A 17,031-nucleotide genomic window follows, 5' to 3' on the forward strand; every position below is an offset into this window, starting at 1 on the left:
GAGATAGCCGAGTGAGGCTGCAAGCATGGCGAACTTGGCAAGAGCCGCCGTCCTCGCCCGCCGTGCACTGGCCGCAACGCGCCTGCCGTTGAGCACGTTCAAAAGCGATACGCCTTCTATCGCATCCCCGGCCACTGCGCCTACCGCCAAGGCCGGAAGCACCGCGGGGTGCCCGCGTTGACGACGTGCGCGGTCGAGCAGTGCGGCGGTCAGCGTGCCGTAACTCAGCATGTAGCCGAAATCCAGCCAGAGGGACAACCGTGCGGCGCGCTGACCCTGCGGGCCCCAGGCGTGCATCATGTCCTCGGCTCGAGATGCGCTGCCCGCCAGTTCGAAGGTAATGATGCCGGGACCGCCGGTGCGACGGAGCCGTCGCTCGATCGACAGCATGACTCCCGTGTAACCGACAAACAGCGCTGCCAACGTCGCCAACGGATTCCTGCGTTGAGACACGATCAACCTCGCTTCACGGCTGCGCGCAGTTCGGCGACCAAATCGCCGTGGTTGCCGACCGTCACGCCGGCCAATCCCAGCCACGACGCCATCGTCGCAAGCTCGGAGGCCAATGCTGCGGCCACCCCCGACGGCACGCGATCCGGCTCGACGAATGCGCCGACGACGTGCAGCGCATCCGCGGCGCGGTCGGCCTTGAGGTCGACTCGCCCGACCAGCTCACCGTCGAGCAGAAACGGCCATACGTAGTAGCCAAACTGGCGCTTGTTCGCCGGCGTATAGATCTCGATCCGATAGAAAAACTCGAACAGCCGCTGCACCCGCGGGCGGAAGAAAATCAGCGGGTCGAACGGACACAACAGCGCCGTGCCGCGGTCGCGCCGCGGAATCGTCTGCCCCGCAACCACATACGCAGGCGCCGACCAGCCCTCGACGTCGACGGGCTCCAGTTCGCCGTCGGACACCAGTTTGGCGATCGCCGGCTTGGCCTGGCCTGCGGCCAACCGAAAATAGTCGCGAATGTCGGCCTCGGTGCCGACGCCCAGCGCGGTGGCCGCCCGCAGCGTGAGCTCGCGGACGGCGTCGTCCTCGTCGACCTCCCGCGCCAGCACAACGGGTGGCAACACTCGCTCGCTCAGGTCGTAATGCCGGGCGAACCCGATCCGGGTCGCCGTGGTGAGCACCCCGGCGGCGAACAGCGCCTCGGCAACCCACTTGGTGTCGCTGCGGCTCCCCCACCAAGCTCCCCTCGGACCGCGTGGCTCGGCGGCCAGATGCGCCTCGATTTGCCCCGCGGTGCTCGGACCGAGTTCGGTGACGGCGGCAACGATCTTGTCGGCCAGCTGCGGGTTGGCCTTCACGATATGGGTGCCCCACCGGCCGTGCCGGTACTGGCGCATCCGCCAGCGCAGCAGCGGCCAGTCGTCGACGGCCATCAGCGCGGCCTCGTGCGCCCAATACTCCACCAGCAGCCGCGGCGAGCGGGCGGAGTGATCCCAGGCCGCACGATCCAAAACAGCCCGGTCGTAAGGACCGAGCCGGCTGAACACCGGTGCATAGTGGGCCCGCACTGCGACCGACACCGAATCGAGCTGCAGCACCTGGATACGCGAGATCAGCCGCCGCAGGTGTGCGCGGTTGACCGTGCCGCGGGGCCGCGGCTCGCTAAATCCTTGGGCCGCAACGGCTATCCGCCTGGCTTGCGCGGCGGTCAGCCTAACGGGCCGGATCGACACGGCGCCGAGAATACCGCTAGCTCAACCGGTGCTGACTTTCTGGTCCGGCTCCTCGGCGTTCGTTTCCTCCGGATTCTTGAGTTCCTGGTATGCCGACTCAAGGGTGGCCGGAACCTCTTCCAGGTCCCGGTATACGCCCATTAGTTGCTCCAGGATCTCGATTCGTTGCCGACTCGCCTCGTCCACCGTCCGCAGGGCCTGCTCACGATAGTGATCAGCCTCCTGCTTGGCGTCGGCGAGGAGCTGCTCACGTTCCTCCTGAGCGTCCTGCCACGCCTCGTGGATCGCCGATTGAGTTTCAGCGCTCATCCTGTCGAGTTCGGCCCCGAGCTTCTCCTTAGCTTCCTCGTACTTGGCTTCCCGGGCTTGCACTTGCGCGTCAAGGTCCGCCAGCCGTTCTTGGTGCTTCTGCTGCTCGGCCTCCGCTTCGGCCTTCGCCTTGGCGATCAGCGCCGCTGCGTCGGCCTGCGCCTCGGCCTGCATGGCTGCAGCCTCGTCGACCGCATTCCGCAGCATCTTTGCCATCCGCTGTTGCACCGCGCGCGGCGAAGGTGAGGTGTCCGTGAGGACGTCGACCTCATTGCGCAGTGCGGCTGCTTCATCATCGAGGTCCTTCAACCGGGCCCTCAGGCTCTCGACGTCGTCGAGCAGCAACTGCTGCTTGGTGGTCAACAAATCCACGTGTGCATCAACCGCCGCCGGGTCGTACCCCCGGAACTTGCGAGCGAACGTCTTTGCGGATTCCGGTTCCACTACCATTCCCCCTTCTGAAATCGCCTGGTGAACCCGGTGGACTCGGCGCCCACGTCGAGTATGTCACGGTCATCGTCGTCGATGCGGGTCACGAGCGGAGGTAGCTATGGAACCGGTACCGCAGCCCCGTGCAGCTGGTCTCCCATTCCCCCGTCGTGCCGACCCAGGTCTCGTCGAGCACCGGTGCGACGACGTCGCCGTCATCGCGCGGCAGGTCGATATCGACCTCGGTGACCTCGCACCGGCTGGCCCGTGGCATCGCGATCACATAGATCTGTTCGCCGCCGATCACCCAGGTATCCGGGTCGCGCAGCGCCTCGTCGAGGCTATCCACCACCGTTGCGCCTTCGGCCTTGAAGTCAGTTTGGCGGGTCAGTACGACATTTCTGCGCCCCGGCAACGGCCGCAACTTTGCCGGCAGCGACTCCCAGGTACGACGGCCCATCACCACCGTGTGGCCCATGGTGAGCGCTTTGAAGCGGACTAAGTCCTCGGCCAGCTGCCATGGAATACCGCCACCGCGGCCAATGATTCCCGACGTCGACTGAGCCCAGATCAGGCTCACTTCCGACATACGCGCCTCATACCGCGACGGGGGCCTTGATCGCGGGGTGCGGGTGGTAGTTCTCCACGACGATGTCGTCGTAGGTGTAGTCGAAGATCGAATCACGATGCGCTAAAACGAGTTTCGGGTACGGCCGCGGGTCACGGCTCAGCTGCTCGGTGACCTGCTCGACGTGGTTGTCGTAGATGTGGCAGTCACCGCCGGTCCAGATGAACTCGCCGACGGCCAAACCGGACTGCGCGGCCATCATGTGGGTCAGCAGTGCATAGCTGGCGATGTTGAACGGCACACCGAGGAACAGGTCGGCGCTGCGCTGGTAGAGCTGACAGCTCAGGCGGCCGTCGGCCACATAAAACTGGAACAGCACGTGACACGGCGCCAAGGCCATCTGCGGGATCTCGCCGACGTTCCACGCCGACACGATGATGCGGCGGGAATCCGGATCGGTCCGCAACAGGTTCAACGCAGCGCTGATCTGGTCGACCTGTGCACCGGACGGCGTCGGCCAAGATCGCCACTGCACGCCGTAGACCGGACCGAGATCACCGCTGTCACTGGCCCATTCGTCCCAGATCGTGACGCCGTGCTCGTGCAACCAGCCGACGTTGGAGTCACCGCGCAAAAACCAGAGCAGCTCGTACACCACCGACTTCAGGTGCACCTTCTTGGTGGTGATCAGCGGGAAGCCTGCCGACAGGTCGTACCGCATCTGGTGGCCGAACAGGCTGCGGGTGCCGGTGCCAGTGCGGTCCGCCTTGGGCGTTCCCCGCTCGAGTACTAGGCGCAGTAGATCCTCGTACGGCGTGGCGATCGACACGCGGTCAGCTTAGCGGCGATCGCAAGCATGGCGAAGCCGGGCGCGGCGGGTCGACGCCGATTAATTCCCGGCGATCGCAACCGCGGCGAAGCCGATGAACTCACGTCCATCGCCAGGGAGTAGAACGGATGGCATGCCGAATATCACCGACACCATCACCACTCCCGACGGCACGTGCACCGTCCGCCTGTTCACCCCCGAGGGGGACGGTCCCTGGCCCGGGGTGGTCATGTACCCCGACGCCGGCGGCGTGCGCGGCACCTTCGACGAGATGGCCGCCAAGCTGGCCGACTTCGGTTACGCGGTGCTGCTGCCCGACGTCTACTATCGCCTGGGCGACTGGGAACCCGTCGACATGAAGACCGCATTCGGTGACCCCGAAGAGCGCAAGCGGCTGATGTCGATGATCGGCAGCGTGACACCGGACACGATGGCCGCCGACGCCAGTGCATTCTTCGACTACCTCGCCGCTCGCCCCGAGGTGAGCGGGGACAGATTCGGCACCACCGGTTACTGCATGGGCGGGCGGACATCGGTGGTGGTCGCCGGCCGGGTACCCAACCGAGTCGCTGCCGCGGCATCGTTCCACGGCGGCGGGCTGGTCAACGACAGCGAGGACAGCCCGCACCTGAAGGCCGACCAGATCCAGGCCGCGGTGTATGTGGCCGGTGCGGAGAACGACGCAGGGTTCACCGCCGATCATGCCGAGCAACTGGATAAGGCGCTGACGGCGGCCGGCGTCGAGCACACGATCGAGACCTATCCGGCCGCGCATGGGTTCGCCGTCCCGGACAACGCGCCCTACGACGCCGCCGCGGCCGACCGGCATTGGACGGCGATGCGGGAGTTCTTCGGGGCGCACCTGGGGTAGCGCGGCGACGATCCACAACGCGCATCCCATCATGCACATAGACGCGATGACGACTCCGGCACCGCTACGCCGGATAGGTGACCTGGCCCGACGAACCCAGTCGGCCGGGTTCTCCGGTCTGTTGTTCACCGAGACGGGCCGCACTGCCTACCTCAACGCCGCCGTCGCCTCGCAGGCCGCGCCCGAACTCGAGATGTCCACGGGCGTCGCAGTAGCCTTTCCGCGTAGCCCTTTCGTCACGGCGGCCACGGCATGGGAGCTTCAGGAGGCAACCGGCGGCAAGTTCCGGCTGGGCCTGGGCACACAGGTGCGCACTCACGTCGTGCGGCGCTACGGGGTGGACTTCGATCGGCCCGGCCCACGGCTACGCGACTACCTACTCGCCGTAAAGGCGTGCTTCTCGGCGTTTCGCACCGGAAAGCTCGATCACCACGGCGATTTTTACGACCTCGATTTCATTACGCCGCAATGGAGTCCGGGGCCTATTGACGTTCCCGATCCCAAAGTGGATATCGCCGCGGTGAATCCGTGGATGCTGCGAATGGCAGGCGAAGTAGCCGATGGGGTGCATATCCATCCCCTCGGCGAGCCCGGCTACCTCACCCGGCACGCTCTGCCGAACATCGCCGAAGGAGCGGCGAAAGCGGGACGTTCACGAAAGGACATCGCCCTCACCGTGCCGGTGATGACGATCGTCGGCGACAGCGACGAAGAGCGGGACAAAGAACGAGAACTCGTACGAGCCAGCATGAGCTTCTACGGAAGCACACCGAATTACGCGTTCATCTGGGATGAGGCCGGGTTCGACGGTACGACCGCCCGGATTCGTGAGAAGCAAAAGGCCGGCGACTTCGCCGGCATGGCGGCCCAGATCACCGACAAGCACATCGCCGCCTTCGCCACCGAGTCGACCTGGGATGGCTTAGCCGACGCGCTGACCGAAAAGTACGCCACAATCGCGGCCCGGCTCGTGCTGTACAACGCCCTCACCGATCCGGACCGCATCGAACGCTACGGCGAGGTGGCCCGCCGGATCAGCGGCCGATCAGCCGCTTCATGAAGTCGGGATAGCGCGCGCCCTGCACCTCGATATGTGCTGCGGCGTCGTCGATCTCGCGCAGATCCTCGACACTCAGCTCGACATCGGCAGCCCCGAGGTTCTCCGCCAGGCGTTCCAGCCGCCGGGTGCCGGGGATCGGCACGATCCACGGCCGCTGCGCGAGCAGCCAGGCCAACGCGATTTGGCCGGGTGTCGCGTCCTTGCGGGCCGCGATCGTCTCGAGTAGGTCGACCACGGCACGGTTGGCCCCGCGGACGTCGGCGGCAAAGCGCGGAATGCTGCTGCGGATGTCGGAGCTGTCGAATTGCGTGTCCTCGCTGATGCTTCCGGTGAGGAAGCCTTTGCCAAGCGGGCTGAACGGCACGAAGCCGATGCCGAGTTCGGCCAACGTCGGCAGCACTTTCGCCTCCGGCTCCCGCCACCACAGCGAGTACTCGCTTTGCACAGCCGTCACGGGTTGCACCGCGTGGGCGCGACGAATGGTCTCCGCCGACGCCTCTGACATCCCGAAATGCTTCACCTTGCCGTTTTGGATCAACTCCTTGACAGTTCCGGCCACGTCCTCGATGGGAACGTCTGGATCCACCCGATGCTGGTAGAGCAGGTCGATGGTCTCCACGCCGAGCCGCCGCAGCGACGTGTCGGCGACCTCTTTGATGTGCTCGGGCCGGCTGTCGAGTCCCGCGATGTTGCCGTCGGCACCGAAGGCGAAGCCGAACTTGGTTGCGATCACCACCTGCCCCGCGAATGGCGCCAAGGCTTCGCCGACCAATTCTTCGTTGTCTCCGTAGGCTTCCGCGGTGTCGAAGAAGGTGACACCGTGCTCGACGGCGGCGCGGGCCACCGCGATCATCTCGGCTTTCGACCCCGACGGTCCGAAGCCGCGGCTCATGCCCATGCAGCCCAGTCCGATTGCCGAGACCTCGAGGTTCTCGCCGAGGATGCGTTTGTCCACTGTTGCTCCTGTCAGTTGTCAGGACACCGGCAGGTCGACCAAGTCGGCCAACCGGGCGCGGTGGCGGTAGCCGGTGCCGAAGGCCAGCTGATCGCTCTTGGCCCGCTTGAGGTATAGATGCGCCGGGTATTCCCAGGTCATTCCGATGCCGCCGTGCAGCTGAACACATTCTTCGGCGGCGTGCACGGCCGCACCGCTGCAGTAGGCCTGCGCGACGGCCGCAGCGATCGTCGCGTCGTAGTCTCGGCGAGCACAGGTGTCGGCGGCGTATCGGGCGGTCGCCGCGGCGGAATTGACTTCGATCCACAGATCGGCCAGCCGGTGCTTGATCGCCTGGTAAGACCCGATCGCCCGGCCAAACTGCTTGCGCTGCTTGACGTAAGCCAGTGTGGTGTCGAAACACCACTGCGCAATGCCCAACTGCTCGGACGCGAGCAGGGCCGCGCCCGTCTCGAGCGCCGCCCGCACCGCAGCCTCGGCAGGCGCAGCGCCGACGCGCGACGACGCAGCTGAAGAAAACTCAACAGTTGCAAGGGGCCTGGTCATGTCCAGGGTGAGCACCGGCGACACGTCGACGCCTGCCGCGTCACGGTAGACGGTGTGCAACTCCAGCCCGTCCGGCCCGAACACCGGCACCACCAGCACGTCGGCCTCGCTCGCGCCGGCCACGCTGGTGACTCGTCCGGTCAGCCCGTCGCCGCCGACCTCGACACCGGCCACCGCGTCATCGGGCGCGGTGGATAGCGACACCGCGAGCGCGGCGGTGAGCGAACCTGCCGCTAATCCCTTGACCGTCTCGGTGTCGCCGGCCTCGAGTAACGCGACGGTGGCCAGTACCGCGCTGGACAGAAATGGCACCGGCGCGACGGCTCGGCCGATCTCCTCCATCACCACGGCTGCCTCACGGGCACCCGCGCCCGCGCCGCCGAGTTCCTCGGGCACCAGCAGGCCGGCCATGCCCAGATCGGCGGCCAGTGCATGCCAGACGTCGGAAAAGTCCTGCGGCGCGGGGCCGTAGGCATGCATCACCGATTCCGGCGGGCACCGGTCGGCGAACAGCCGGCGCACGCTGTCCCGCAATGCTTCCTCGGTGTCGGAGTACAGCAGGTCGCTCATCGGTCTAGATCCTTCCAGGCGATGTCCTTGTCGACCCGGTGTTCCGGCGGCAGACCAAGGATGCGCTCGGCGATGGTGTTGCGCAGGACCTCCGACGTGCCGCCCTCGATCGAATTGCCCCTTGCCCGCAGGTAGCGATAACCGGGCTCGCGCCCGGTGAAATCGACCCCGTCGGGTTGGCGCATGGTCCAATCGTCGTATCGCAGGCCGGATTCGGGGTGCAGCTCGATTTCGAAACCCGAAATCGCCTGCGCCAGACGGGCAAACGTCACTTTCATGCCGGCACCCTCCGGCCCGAGCTGACCGGCGGTGAGCCGTTGACGCAGTCGCAGGGCGGTCAGCCGGGCAACCTCGGCTTCCACCCACAGCCGCATCAGCTCGTCGTGCATCGCCGGGTTGCGCAGCTGCGGTTCGGCCCGCCAGGCGCCGGTGACCTTGCTGATCATTCCGGTTTCGCGCGTGATGCCGGCCATCGAGCCGATGGCTACGCGTTCGTTGTTGAGCGTCGTGGTCGCGACCTTCCAGCCACCGCCCTCGGGGCCAAGCCGGTTGGCGTCGGGCACCCGCACATCGGTCAGGAATACCTCGTTGAACTCGGCTTCGCCGGTGATCTGGCGCAGCGGACGGACCTCGACACCGCTGTCGGTCATGTCACACACGAAGTAGGTCAGGCCTTGATGTTTGGGAACGGTCGGGTCGGTCCGTGCGACCAGGATCGCCCGCTGGGCTTTCTGCGCGCTCGACGTCCAGACCTTCTGCCCATTGACGATCCAGTCGTCGCCGTCGCGCACCGCGCGGGTGGAAACCCCGGCCAGGTCCGATCCGGCGCCAGGCTCACTGAACAACTGACAGTAGAAGTGCTCTCCGGTGAACAACGGCCGCAAGAACTTTCGTTGCTGCTCCGCGGTGCCGAAGGCAGCGATAGTCGGCGCCGCCATGCCCATCCCGATGCCGTTGTGTGGTCCGCCTCCCGGCGGCGCGCCCGCCGCAGCCAGGTCGGCTTCGACCTGCGACTGAAAGCCTCGCGGCAGCTCCAGCCCACCGGAACCGCGCGGGAAGTACACCCAGGCCAGGCCGGCGTCGAACCGCGCCGCCAGGAAATCCCGCGGGTCGCTGCTCGCCGGGTCGTGCGCGTCGAGCAGCGCCTGCACCCGCGCGCGAAGATCCTCAGCGACCGCCTGCTCGTCGATGCCCATTGCCGTCTCCCATCGATTCAGATACCCGCATCCTCCGCCACTTCGCGCGCCTTGCACACCAGCGCGTCGATCCATCGCACGGTCGGCGTGCCGGCAGCGGCCTTGTTCTGCGGCTCGTCCATCGCACGCCGCATCACACCTTCGGCGATGATGGCGATCTTCCACAAGCCCAGCGCATGCCAATACTTCAGCGTCTCCGCGTCCCGCCCAGTCTGCGCCAGGTATACCCGCGCCAGCTCGGCACGGTCCGGGAAGCCGTCAAGCGCGGTGGCAGCGAAGCCTCCGGCGATGTCCTCCTCGCCGGGCCCCGGCCAGTACGCCAGCAGGCTACCCATATCGGCCAATGGGTCACCGAGGGTGGACAACTCCCAGTCCAAGACGCCGATCACGTCCCCGGTCGCGTGCGAGGTGATGACGTTGCGCAGGTGAAAGTCGCCGTGCACCAACGCCAGTTCCTGCTGTTCCGGTGCCGCGGCGATCAGCCGGCGGGTCAAATCGTCGAGGTCGGGCAGCTCCCGGGTCTTAGACTGCTCCCATTGCCCGGCCCAACGTTTAAGCTGACGCTGCGCGTAGGGCTTGTGGCTGGCCAGATCGTCCAGGCCCGACTTCTCGATGTCGACGGCGTGAATCTTGGCCAGGGTCGTGGGCATCGAGAGCCCGATTTCCCTGCGGCGCTGCGGCGTCAACGATTCCGCGATCGGCATCCGGTCCAACACCAAGCCGTCGACGAATTCCATCAACAGCAGTGGGACGCCGGCGGCATCCCGGGTTAGCTCGTAAACCCGGGGTGTGGGCACGGGGGTGTCCTCCAGCGCCGACAGGATCCGCGCCTCGCGGGCGACATCGTGCGCGGAGGCTAACAGCTCTCCCAGCGGCGGACGGCGCAACACCCACTTCCGCTCTTGGGCGTCACCGACCAGGTACGTCAGGTTTGACTGCCCCAGCCCGATCCGCTCGAAGCTCAGCGGCCCGGTGAACGGGATCCCGAGCTGCTCGAGCCAGTCGGCGACCGCAGTCGGATCGATTCCGACAACAGTGGAGTTAGCCACCGACGCCGGCTCCAGCGCGGAACATCAGCGCATTGCCGAGCAGCTGACCCCCGTCGAGCACCAGGGTCTCGCCGGTGATCCAACTGGCCTCATCCGACACCAGGAAGGCGACCGCGGATGCCACGTCGGCCGGTTCACCGATCCGCCCCAATGCAGTGGAGGCCGACAGAGCCTGCTCATGGTCCTTCCACAGCGCCTCGGCAAGCCGGGTGCGAACCACACCGGGGCAGATCGCGTTGACCCGAACACGCGGTGAAAGCTCCAGCGCCAGTTGCTTGGTGACGTGGATCAGCGCGGCCTTCGTGGCGTTGTACATGCCCATATACGGCGACTGATGCATGCCGCCGATCGATGCGGTGTTGACCACGGCGCCGCCGTGCTCGGCCATCCACGCCTTGACCGCGAGCGAGGTCCATAGCAGCGGCGCCCACAGGTTGACCTCAAAGGTTTTCGCGAAACGAGCGTGATCTTGTTCGATCAGCGGGCCGTATGCCGGATTGGTGCCGGCGTTGTTCACCAGGATGTCGATGCCGCCGAAGTGGTCGAGCGTAAGGTCGACGCAGCGCTTGGCGGCATCTTCTTCGACCGCATGGGCGCCGACGCCCAGGGCCTTCTGACCGATCTGCGCCGCGGCCGCATCCGCGCTCTCCTGCTTGCGCGAGGTGACCACGACATTCGCACCGGCGTCCGCCAGTTGCTGCGCGATCGCCAGCCCGATCCCCCGCGACGCCCCGGTGACGATCGCGGTGCGGCCGGTCAGGTCGTGTGACATTTCAGCTCACCTTCGCGATCTGGACCGCGGCGGGTTGGTCTCGGTACTTGCGCAGTTCCTGACGCGCGATGGCCCGCTTGTGCACTTCGTCCGGACCGTCGGCAAGGCGCAGCGTGCGCAGATGCGCCCACGCCAGAGCGAGCGGGAAGTCGTCGGTCACGCCGCCCCCGCCGTGCACCTGGATCGCCCGGTCGACGATCGTCAGCGCGACCTTCGGAGCCGCCACCTTGATCGCCGCGATCTCCGTTTGCGCCGCCTTGTTGCCGACCGTGTCCATCAGGTAGGCGGCCTTGAGGGTGAGCAGCCGGATCATCTCGATCTCGATGCGTGCTTCGGCGATCCAGTCTTGGATGTTGGCGTTCTCGCTAATCGGCTTGCCGAAGGTGACGCGGGACTGCGCCCGCTTGCACATCAATTCCAGCGCCCGCTCGGCCATGCCGATTGCGCGCATGCAGTGGTGGATGCGGCCGGGTCCGAGGCGCGCCTGGCTGATCGCGAAGCCCTCACCTTCGCCCTTGAGCACGTCTTTGAGCGGCACCCGCACGTCCTTGAAGTCGATTTCGGCGTGGCCCTCGCGGTCCTGATACCCGAATACGGGCAGGCCACGCATGACGGTGACACCGGGAGCGTCGATGGGGACGACCATCATCGACTGCTGCCGGTGCGGGGCGGCCGTCGGGTCCGTCTTACCCATCACGATCAGTACCTTACAGTTCTGGTGTAAGGCGTTGGAAGCAAACCACTTTCGTCCGTTGAGCACGTACTCGTCACCGTCGCGCACCATCGACAGCTGGACGTTGGTGGCGTCCGAGCTGGCGACCTGCGGCTCGGTCATCGCGAACGCCGAGGCCATGGTGCCGTCTAGCAGCGGCTTGAGGTATCTCTCCTTGTGCTCGTCGGTACCGAAGAGCGTTAGCACCTCCATGTTGCCGGTGTCCGGTGCGTTGCAGTTGCACGCTTCGGAGGCAAGATGGCTGCGGCCCATGATCTCTGCCAGCGGTGCGTACTCGAGATTAGTCAGCCCGGGTCCCCACTCAGGGTGCGGGTGGAAGAGGTTCCACAATCCCCGTCGACGCGCCTCCGCTTTGAGCTCCTCGACGACCGGCGGCTGGAAGTGCGGGTCGCCGGATTCGCGCATCTGCTGGTCGTAGACGGGCTCGGCCGGGTAGACGTGCGAATCCATGAACTCCAGCAGATCTTCGCGATACTTCTTTGTGCGATCGGACATTTCGAACACGGACATGCGAACTCCTAACAATACTTGGCGAAATCAGCTTTCGTGGTCCAGCAGGCTGCGCTGGTAACGGCGCATGCCGCGCAGCCAACGGTCGTAGTCGGCCGCCTTCTGGCGATACATGTCCATCACGCCCGGATGCGGAAGGATCAGAAACCGCTCGTCTTCAATTGCCTCAAGGACGATGTCGGCGACCGCGGTTGGCTCTAGCACATCACCCGCGGCGGTTACCGCCCGGGTGGCGAGGCTGCCCAGTACGCTGCCGGTTTCCTCGCCGGAATACAGCAGCTTGGTGTTCACCCCCATCGGGCACAGACAGCTCACCCGCACCCCTTGGTCGCCGTAGGTGATGTTCAGCCACTCCGCGAAGCCGACGGCGGCGTGCTTGGTGACCGAATAGGTGGCGGAGCCGAGCTGGGTGAGCAGTCCCGCCGCCGAGGCGGTGCTCACGAAGTAACCTTCGCCTCGCTCAACCCATTTGGGCACCAGTAATTGCGCGGCACGGAGGTGAGCTCGCAGGTTGACGTCGATGGACTGGTCCCATTCGCGCTCGCTGATGTCGAGTCCTGCGACGCCGGTGATGCCCGCGTTCGCGAAATAAAAGTCAACGGGGCCGAATTCGGCTTCCGCAAGATCGATCAGCCGTTGGATCTCGGCCGTGTCGGATACGTCGCCACCAGCGCTGACGGCCACCCCGGGCCGCTCGGCATTGACACTTTCCGCCACTGCTCGTGCCGCGTCCTCGTCCAGGTCGGCGACGACCACCCGGGCACCATGCTCAGCCAGTTTCGCGGCCAGCGCGCCGCCGATGCCGCCCCCGCCGCCGGTGACGATGGCGACTTTTTGGGCAACCTTCACAAGAGCGTCCTCATCGTCGCGGGCAAGGAATATGGCCGGAATGGACTCCGTCCGATGCTCGACCATAGTTGAACCCGGACCCAAATTCAACTTTGTGTCGATGACACTGCTCGGTCAACGGCGATCGGGAAACCGAAGCGCGTTGGCCCACAGCCGGGTCAGGGTGGACACCATCACTTCGAACTCGGGCGGCTCGCCGTCGCCGTCCTCGCTCTCGCCCAGGGTGAACACGGTGTAAGCGAGCCTGCTGACCATGCCCGATAGCGCGCTCGACGCGAGCAACGGATCGATGTCGGGGTCAGCGATTCCGCGCGCCTGCAGGTCGGCGATCCCGCGCGCGTTGCGCTGGATGAACGCTTCCGCACGGCGCCGGCGGAATTTGCGGAATTCCGGATCCACCTGCGCGACCTGTTCGAGCAGCCCCATCAGGTTGGCATTGCGTCGATATGCCTCGAGGTATGCCCGGTTGCTCGCCTCTAGCACCGCGTACGGGTCATCCTCGTCAGCCACCCGACCCATGCCCGGATGCATCATGTCCCGCTGCGCCTCCTCGAGGACGGCAGCGAAGATCTCGGCCTTGTTCGAGAAGTAGGTGTAGAAGGACCCGGTCGCGCACTTGGCCGCCTTGGTGATGTCCGTGAGCTTGCAGTCCACGTAGCCGTCTCGCTCGAAGACCTTCCGCGCAGCGGCGATCAACGCGGCCCGGGTCCGGGCTCCGCGCACCGTCGCAGGTCGTTGCCGCGATGGCGCTGTGGGTTCCATCGACGGCACGTTCTCGTGCGCGTCGAAAGCGATCGAATCCATGCGTCCAATATAGTTGAATCCGGCGTCGGGTTCGAGAAAAGGCTTCGCGTTCAGCCGCGCGACAGCAGCCGAGTGATCCACGCCCGAGATTCCGCCGGGTCGATCACGTCGTCAACCTCGAAGGTGGTGGCCGATGTCAACGCCTTGCCGTGTTGGTAGGCCGCCTCGACCAACTTGCCGAACAGGTTCTGGCGCTCGATCGGATCGATGACGGCGGCGAGCTCCTTGCTGAATCCCAGGCGCACGGCACCTTCCAGGCCCATCCCGCCGATCTCCCCCGTCGGCCAGGTGACGGTGAACTCGGGGGCATGGAAGGAGCCGCCGGCCATGGCCATCGCTCCCAGCCCGTATCCCTTGCGCAGGATGATCATCCCGAACGGCACCGTCAGCCGCGCCCCGACGATGAACAGCCGGCTCATCCGCCGAACAGCGGCCTCGACTTCGGCGTCCGGGCCAACCATGAAGCCGGGGGTGTCACACAGCGAAATGATCGGCAACCCAAACGATTCGCACAGCATGAGGAAGTCGGCGATCTTATCCGCGGCCTCGGCGTCGATGGCCCCGCCGAGATGATGACTGCTGTTGGCCAGCAATCCGAATGCCGCGCCTTCGACGCGGACCAGCGCGGTGACCACCCCGACTCCGTAATCGGCCCGCAATTCCAGGACCGATCCGACGTCAACGACCGACTCGATCGCGTGGCGCACGTCGTAGGCCCGTAACCGATTCTCCGGCACGACATGTCGCGCGCGTCGCGGATCCGGAGCATGCCAGTCGTCCAGCTTGCCCTGGAAAAACGACAGGTACTGCTTGGCCAGCGACACCGCGTGCGCTTCGTCGCGCGCGACCAGGCCAACGACTCCATTGCGCCGCTGCACATCGATGGGCCCGATGTCCTCCGGCCGATACTCGCCGAGTCCGCCGCCTTCGATCATGGCCGGACCGCCCATGCCGATGTTGGCGTCCGGGGTCGCGATGATCACGTCGCACGTCCCGGCCAGCGCGGCATTGCCGGCGAAGCAACGCCCGGACACGATCGACACCAACGGGACTCGGCCGCTCAGCGCACCGAGTGCGCGGAAGGTTGGCACATCGAGACCGGCGACATTACCGACGTCAGTGTCGCCGGGCCGGCCACCGCCGCCTTCGGCGAAGAGCACCACCGGCAGCTTTCGGCGGGCGGCCAGGTCGAAGACCCGATCGGTTTTGGCGTGGTTCCGCATGCCCTGGGTCCCGGCGAGCACCGTGTAGTCGTAGGACAGCACGACCACCTCGGCTCCGCCGATTCTCGCCACCCCAGCGACCAGGCCATCGGCGGGGGTGTTGGCGATCAGGTCGTCCTCAGAGCGCCTGCTGCGCTGCGCCGCCAGCGTCAGCGCACCATACTCCACGAAGCTTCCCGGGTCCACCAGGTCAGCGATGTTCTCCCGGGCGGTGCGCCGGCTCTGCTTGTGCCGCTTGGCAATCGCTGCGGGACGACCTTCGTCGAGGGTCAGCAGGTGGCGCCGGTGAACCTCGTCGAGATCAGCACGGGCCCGGTCTAGATCGAGGTCCTCGACACCCTCGGCCTGTGAGCCTGCGCCGGTGCGGGTGAAGACCAGCAACGGGTCTCCGGTTCCGACGACCTGCCCCGGCATCACCAGGGTCCGGACCGTGCTTACCGCGTCCTGCGCTGTCAGCACATGCTGCATCTTCATCGCCTCGAGCAGCACCAACTGTGCGCCCGCCGCGAATTCGATACCTTCCGGCGCCACCTCGACCACGGTGCCGGCCAGTTGCGCGCGCAGCACCTCCTCACCCGGATGCAGTTCGAACGGTGCGACTCGGGCCTCGTGGCGCCGAGACTGTGCGGCACCGACCAGGTCGGGAAGGTTGTCGTCGATGAAACTCGTTGTCAACGAACCGGATTGCAGTCGGCTGTCGGACAGCACTTCGCGCAGTAGACCGACGTTGGTGCGGATGCCCTCGATGCGGAATTCCGCTAACGCTCTCTGCGCCTTGCGCAGTGCCGCGGGGAAAGACGAGCCGCGTACATGCGTGATCACCTTGGCCAGCAACGAGTCGTACCGCGGGCTCGGCGTCAGTCCCGGGCAGCCGTAGGTGTCGACCCGCACGCCGGGTCCGGTCGGCGGCGAGAACACCGTAAGGGTGCCCGCCGTGGGTATGACCGACCCGTCGGGTGCAAGAGTCTCCATGTTGACCCTGGTCTGGATCGCAATACCGTGTGCCACCGGCGGATCGCCGCGGACTCCGGTGCCCTCGGCGCTGATTCCGGCAGGAAGGCCGAGCTCGTCGAAGGTGGCGCCGTCGGCGACGGCGAGTTGCAGCGACACCAGGTCCAGCCCGGTGGTTTCCTCGGTGATGGTGTGCTCCACCTGGATTCGCGGATTGACTTCGAGGAACACGAATTGCTCACCGGTGACGAGGAATTCAACGGTGGCCAGCCCACGGCAGTCGCTCTGCGCGCATAGCCGGGCGGCGGCCGCGTGTAGCGCGCGACGCAGCGTCTCGGAAATACCTTGAGCCGGTGCGATTTCGACGACTTTCTGATAGCGCCGCTGGATGCTGCAGTCACGGTCGCCGAGCGCCAATGCACGCGTCACCAAACCGGCCGGTGCCGCGACGATCTGCACCTCGATGTGCCGCGCGTCAGCCAGATGCACCTCGGCGAACACCGCCGGGTCGCCGAACCCGAGTTGAGCCTCGGCGACGCACTGCCGGTAGGCGTCGTCAATCTGGCCAGCGCTGTGGACTATTCGCATCCCGCGACCGCCTCCGCCGGCGAGCGCTTTGATCACGATCGCGCCCGCTTGGGCAGCGGCGAATGCGCGGATGTCCTCGACGCTGCTCGGCCCCTCGGTGGCCGGCAGTACCGGCACCTCGGCAGCTGCCGCAGCGCGACGGGCCGACGACTTGTTGCCGAAGAGTTCTAGCGCGGCGGCGTCCGGGCCGACGAACGTATACCCCGCCGTCTCGCACGCGTGCGCGAAATCGGGCTGTTCGCTGAGAAACCCGTAGCCCGGGTGGATCAGCTCGGCGCCGGACTTCTTGGCTGCCGCCAGGATCGCGTCGTGGTCGAGATAGGCGGCCGGGCCGGCGCCGGGCAGACCAATCGCTTCGTCGGCCGCGTGCACATGTGGGGTGTCAGCGTCGTCCTCGGCGTAGACGGCGACCGTACCGAGGCCCAATTCGGCTGCGGTTCTGATGATTCGGAGCGCGATCTCACCACGATTGGCGATCAGCAGGCGCATCACATCCGGTCCTTCGTCGGGTTGACCATATCGCATCCGAAT

At 66.2% G+C, this 17,031-nt stretch carries 16 protein-coding genes; 2 read left to right on the forward strand and 14 right to left on the reverse strand.

Annotated elements, in window-relative coordinates; genetic code table 11:
- The 5 genes from VEI45_RS02485 to VEI45_RS02505 all read right to left on the reverse strand — a co-directional run.
- A partial coding sequence (locus VEI45_RS02485; protein WP_324849804.1) for a hypothetical protein occupies nt 1-453 on the reverse strand: 453 nt, incomplete at its 3' end.
- Nucleotides 454-455: 2 nt separating this feature from the next.
- On the reverse strand, nt 456-1,682 hold the full coding sequence (locus tag VEI45_RS02490; RefSeq protein ID WP_414687384.1) for a winged helix-turn-helix domain-containing protein: 1,227 nt from the start codon (nt 1,680-1,682) through the stop codon (nt 456-458).
- Between the two features lie 27 nt (nt 1,683-1,709).
- Nucleotides 1,710-2,447: a DivIVA domain-containing protein gene (locus VEI45_RS02495; protein ID WP_324849808.1), complete on the reverse strand. Its 738-nt coding sequence runs from the start codon at nt 2,445-2,447 to the stop codon at nt 1,710-1,712.
- An 82-nt stretch (nt 2,448-2,529) separates the two neighbouring features.
- Nucleotides 2,530-3,015, reverse strand: coding sequence for a dihydrofolate reductase (locus VEI45_RS02500; RefSeq protein ID WP_324849810.1), 486 nt, complete (start codon nt 3,013-3,015; stop codon nt 2,530-2,532).
- Nucleotides 3,016-3,022: 7 nt separating this feature from the next.
- Nucleotides 3,023-3,823, reverse strand: a complete 801-nt coding sequence (locus VEI45_RS02505) for a thymidylate synthase (protein ID WP_324849811.1) — start codon at nt 3,821-3,823, stop codon at nt 3,023-3,025.
- A 133-nt stretch (nt 3,824-3,956) separates the two neighbouring features.
- Here VEI45_RS02505 and VEI45_RS02510 point away from each other — a divergent pair, with 133 nt between their 5' ends.
- Together VEI45_RS02510 and VEI45_RS02515 are read left to right on the forward strand one after the other, a co-directional pair.
- On the forward strand, nt 3,957-4,694 hold the full coding sequence (locus VEI45_RS02510) for a dienelactone hydrolase family protein (protein ID WP_324849813.1): 738 nt from the start codon (nt 3,957-3,959) through the stop codon (nt 4,692-4,694).
- A gap of 31 nt (nt 4,695-4,725) precedes the next feature.
- Nucleotides 4,726-5,754, forward strand: coding sequence for a TIGR03617 family F420-dependent LLM class oxidoreductase (locus VEI45_RS02515; RefSeq protein WP_324849815.1), 1,029 nt, complete (start codon nt 4,726-4,728; stop codon nt 5,752-5,754).
- Here VEI45_RS02515 and VEI45_RS02520 read toward each other — a convergent pair.
- The 9 genes from VEI45_RS02520 to VEI45_RS02560 form a co-directional block, all read right to left on the reverse strand.
- Nucleotides 5,729-6,709, reverse strand: a complete 981-nt coding sequence (locus VEI45_RS02520) for an aldo/keto reductase (protein WP_324849817.1) — start codon at nt 6,707-6,709, stop codon at nt 5,729-5,731. The two genes, VEI45_RS02515 and VEI45_RS02520, sit on opposite strands and share 26 nt — an antisense overlap.
- An 18-nt stretch (nt 6,710-6,727) precedes the next feature.
- Nucleotides 6,728-7,825 carry an acyl-CoA dehydrogenase family protein gene (locus tag VEI45_RS02525; RefSeq protein ID WP_324849819.1) on the reverse strand — a complete coding sequence of 366 codons (1,098 nt, stop codon included), beginning with the start codon at nt 7,823-7,825 and terminating at the stop codon, nt 6,728-6,730.
- Nucleotides 7,822-9,021 (reverse strand): acyl-CoA dehydrogenase family protein, encoded by a 1,200-nt coding sequence (locus VEI45_RS02530; protein WP_324849821.1) that lies wholly within the window; start codon nt 9,019-9,021, stop codon nt 7,822-7,824. The genes VEI45_RS02525 and VEI45_RS02530 overlap by 4 nt, the downstream gene beginning before the upstream one ends.
- Before the next feature lie 17 nt (nt 9,022-9,038).
- Nucleotides 9,039-10,070, reverse strand: coding sequence for a phosphotransferase family protein (locus VEI45_RS02535; RefSeq protein ID WP_324849823.1), 1,032 nt, complete (start codon nt 10,068-10,070; stop codon nt 9,039-9,041).
- Nucleotides 10,063-10,842: an SDR family oxidoreductase gene (locus tag VEI45_RS02540; RefSeq protein ID WP_324849825.1), complete on the reverse strand. Its 780-nt coding sequence runs from the start codon at nt 10,840-10,842 to the stop codon at nt 10,063-10,065. The genes VEI45_RS02535 and VEI45_RS02540 overlap by 8 nt, the downstream gene beginning before the upstream one ends.
- 1 nt (nt 10,843) lies before the next feature.
- The gene (locus VEI45_RS02545) at nt 10,844-12,085 is read right to left on the reverse strand and encodes an acyl-CoA dehydrogenase family protein (protein WP_324849826.1); all 1,242 of its coding nucleotides are present in this window, start codon (nt 12,083-12,085) and stop codon (nt 10,844-10,846) included.
- A 27-nt stretch (nt 12,086-12,112) separates the two neighbouring features.
- Nucleotides 12,113-12,934: an SDR family oxidoreductase gene (locus VEI45_RS02550; RefSeq protein WP_324849858.1), complete on the reverse strand. Its 822-nt coding sequence runs from the start codon at nt 12,932-12,934 to the stop codon at nt 12,113-12,115.
- A 114-nt stretch (nt 12,935-13,048) separates the two neighbouring features.
- Nucleotides 13,049-13,738 (reverse strand): TetR/AcrR family transcriptional regulator, encoded by a 690-nt coding sequence (locus tag VEI45_RS02555; protein WP_414687383.1) that lies wholly within the window; start codon nt 13,736-13,738, stop codon nt 13,049-13,051.
- A gap of 50 nt (nt 13,739-13,788) precedes the next feature.
- Nucleotides 13,789-16,989: an acetyl-CoA carboxylase family protein gene (locus VEI45_RS02560; protein ID WP_324849827.1), complete on the reverse strand. Its 3,201-nt coding sequence runs from the start codon at nt 16,987-16,989 to the stop codon at nt 13,789-13,791.
- Nucleotides 16,990-17,031 lie beyond the last annotated feature (42 nt).

The organism is Mycobacterium sp. (assembly GCF_035623875.1).
In the GTDB taxonomy this organism is placed as follows: Bacteria; Actinomycetota; Actinomycetes; order Mycobacteriales; family Mycobacteriaceae; genus Mycobacterium.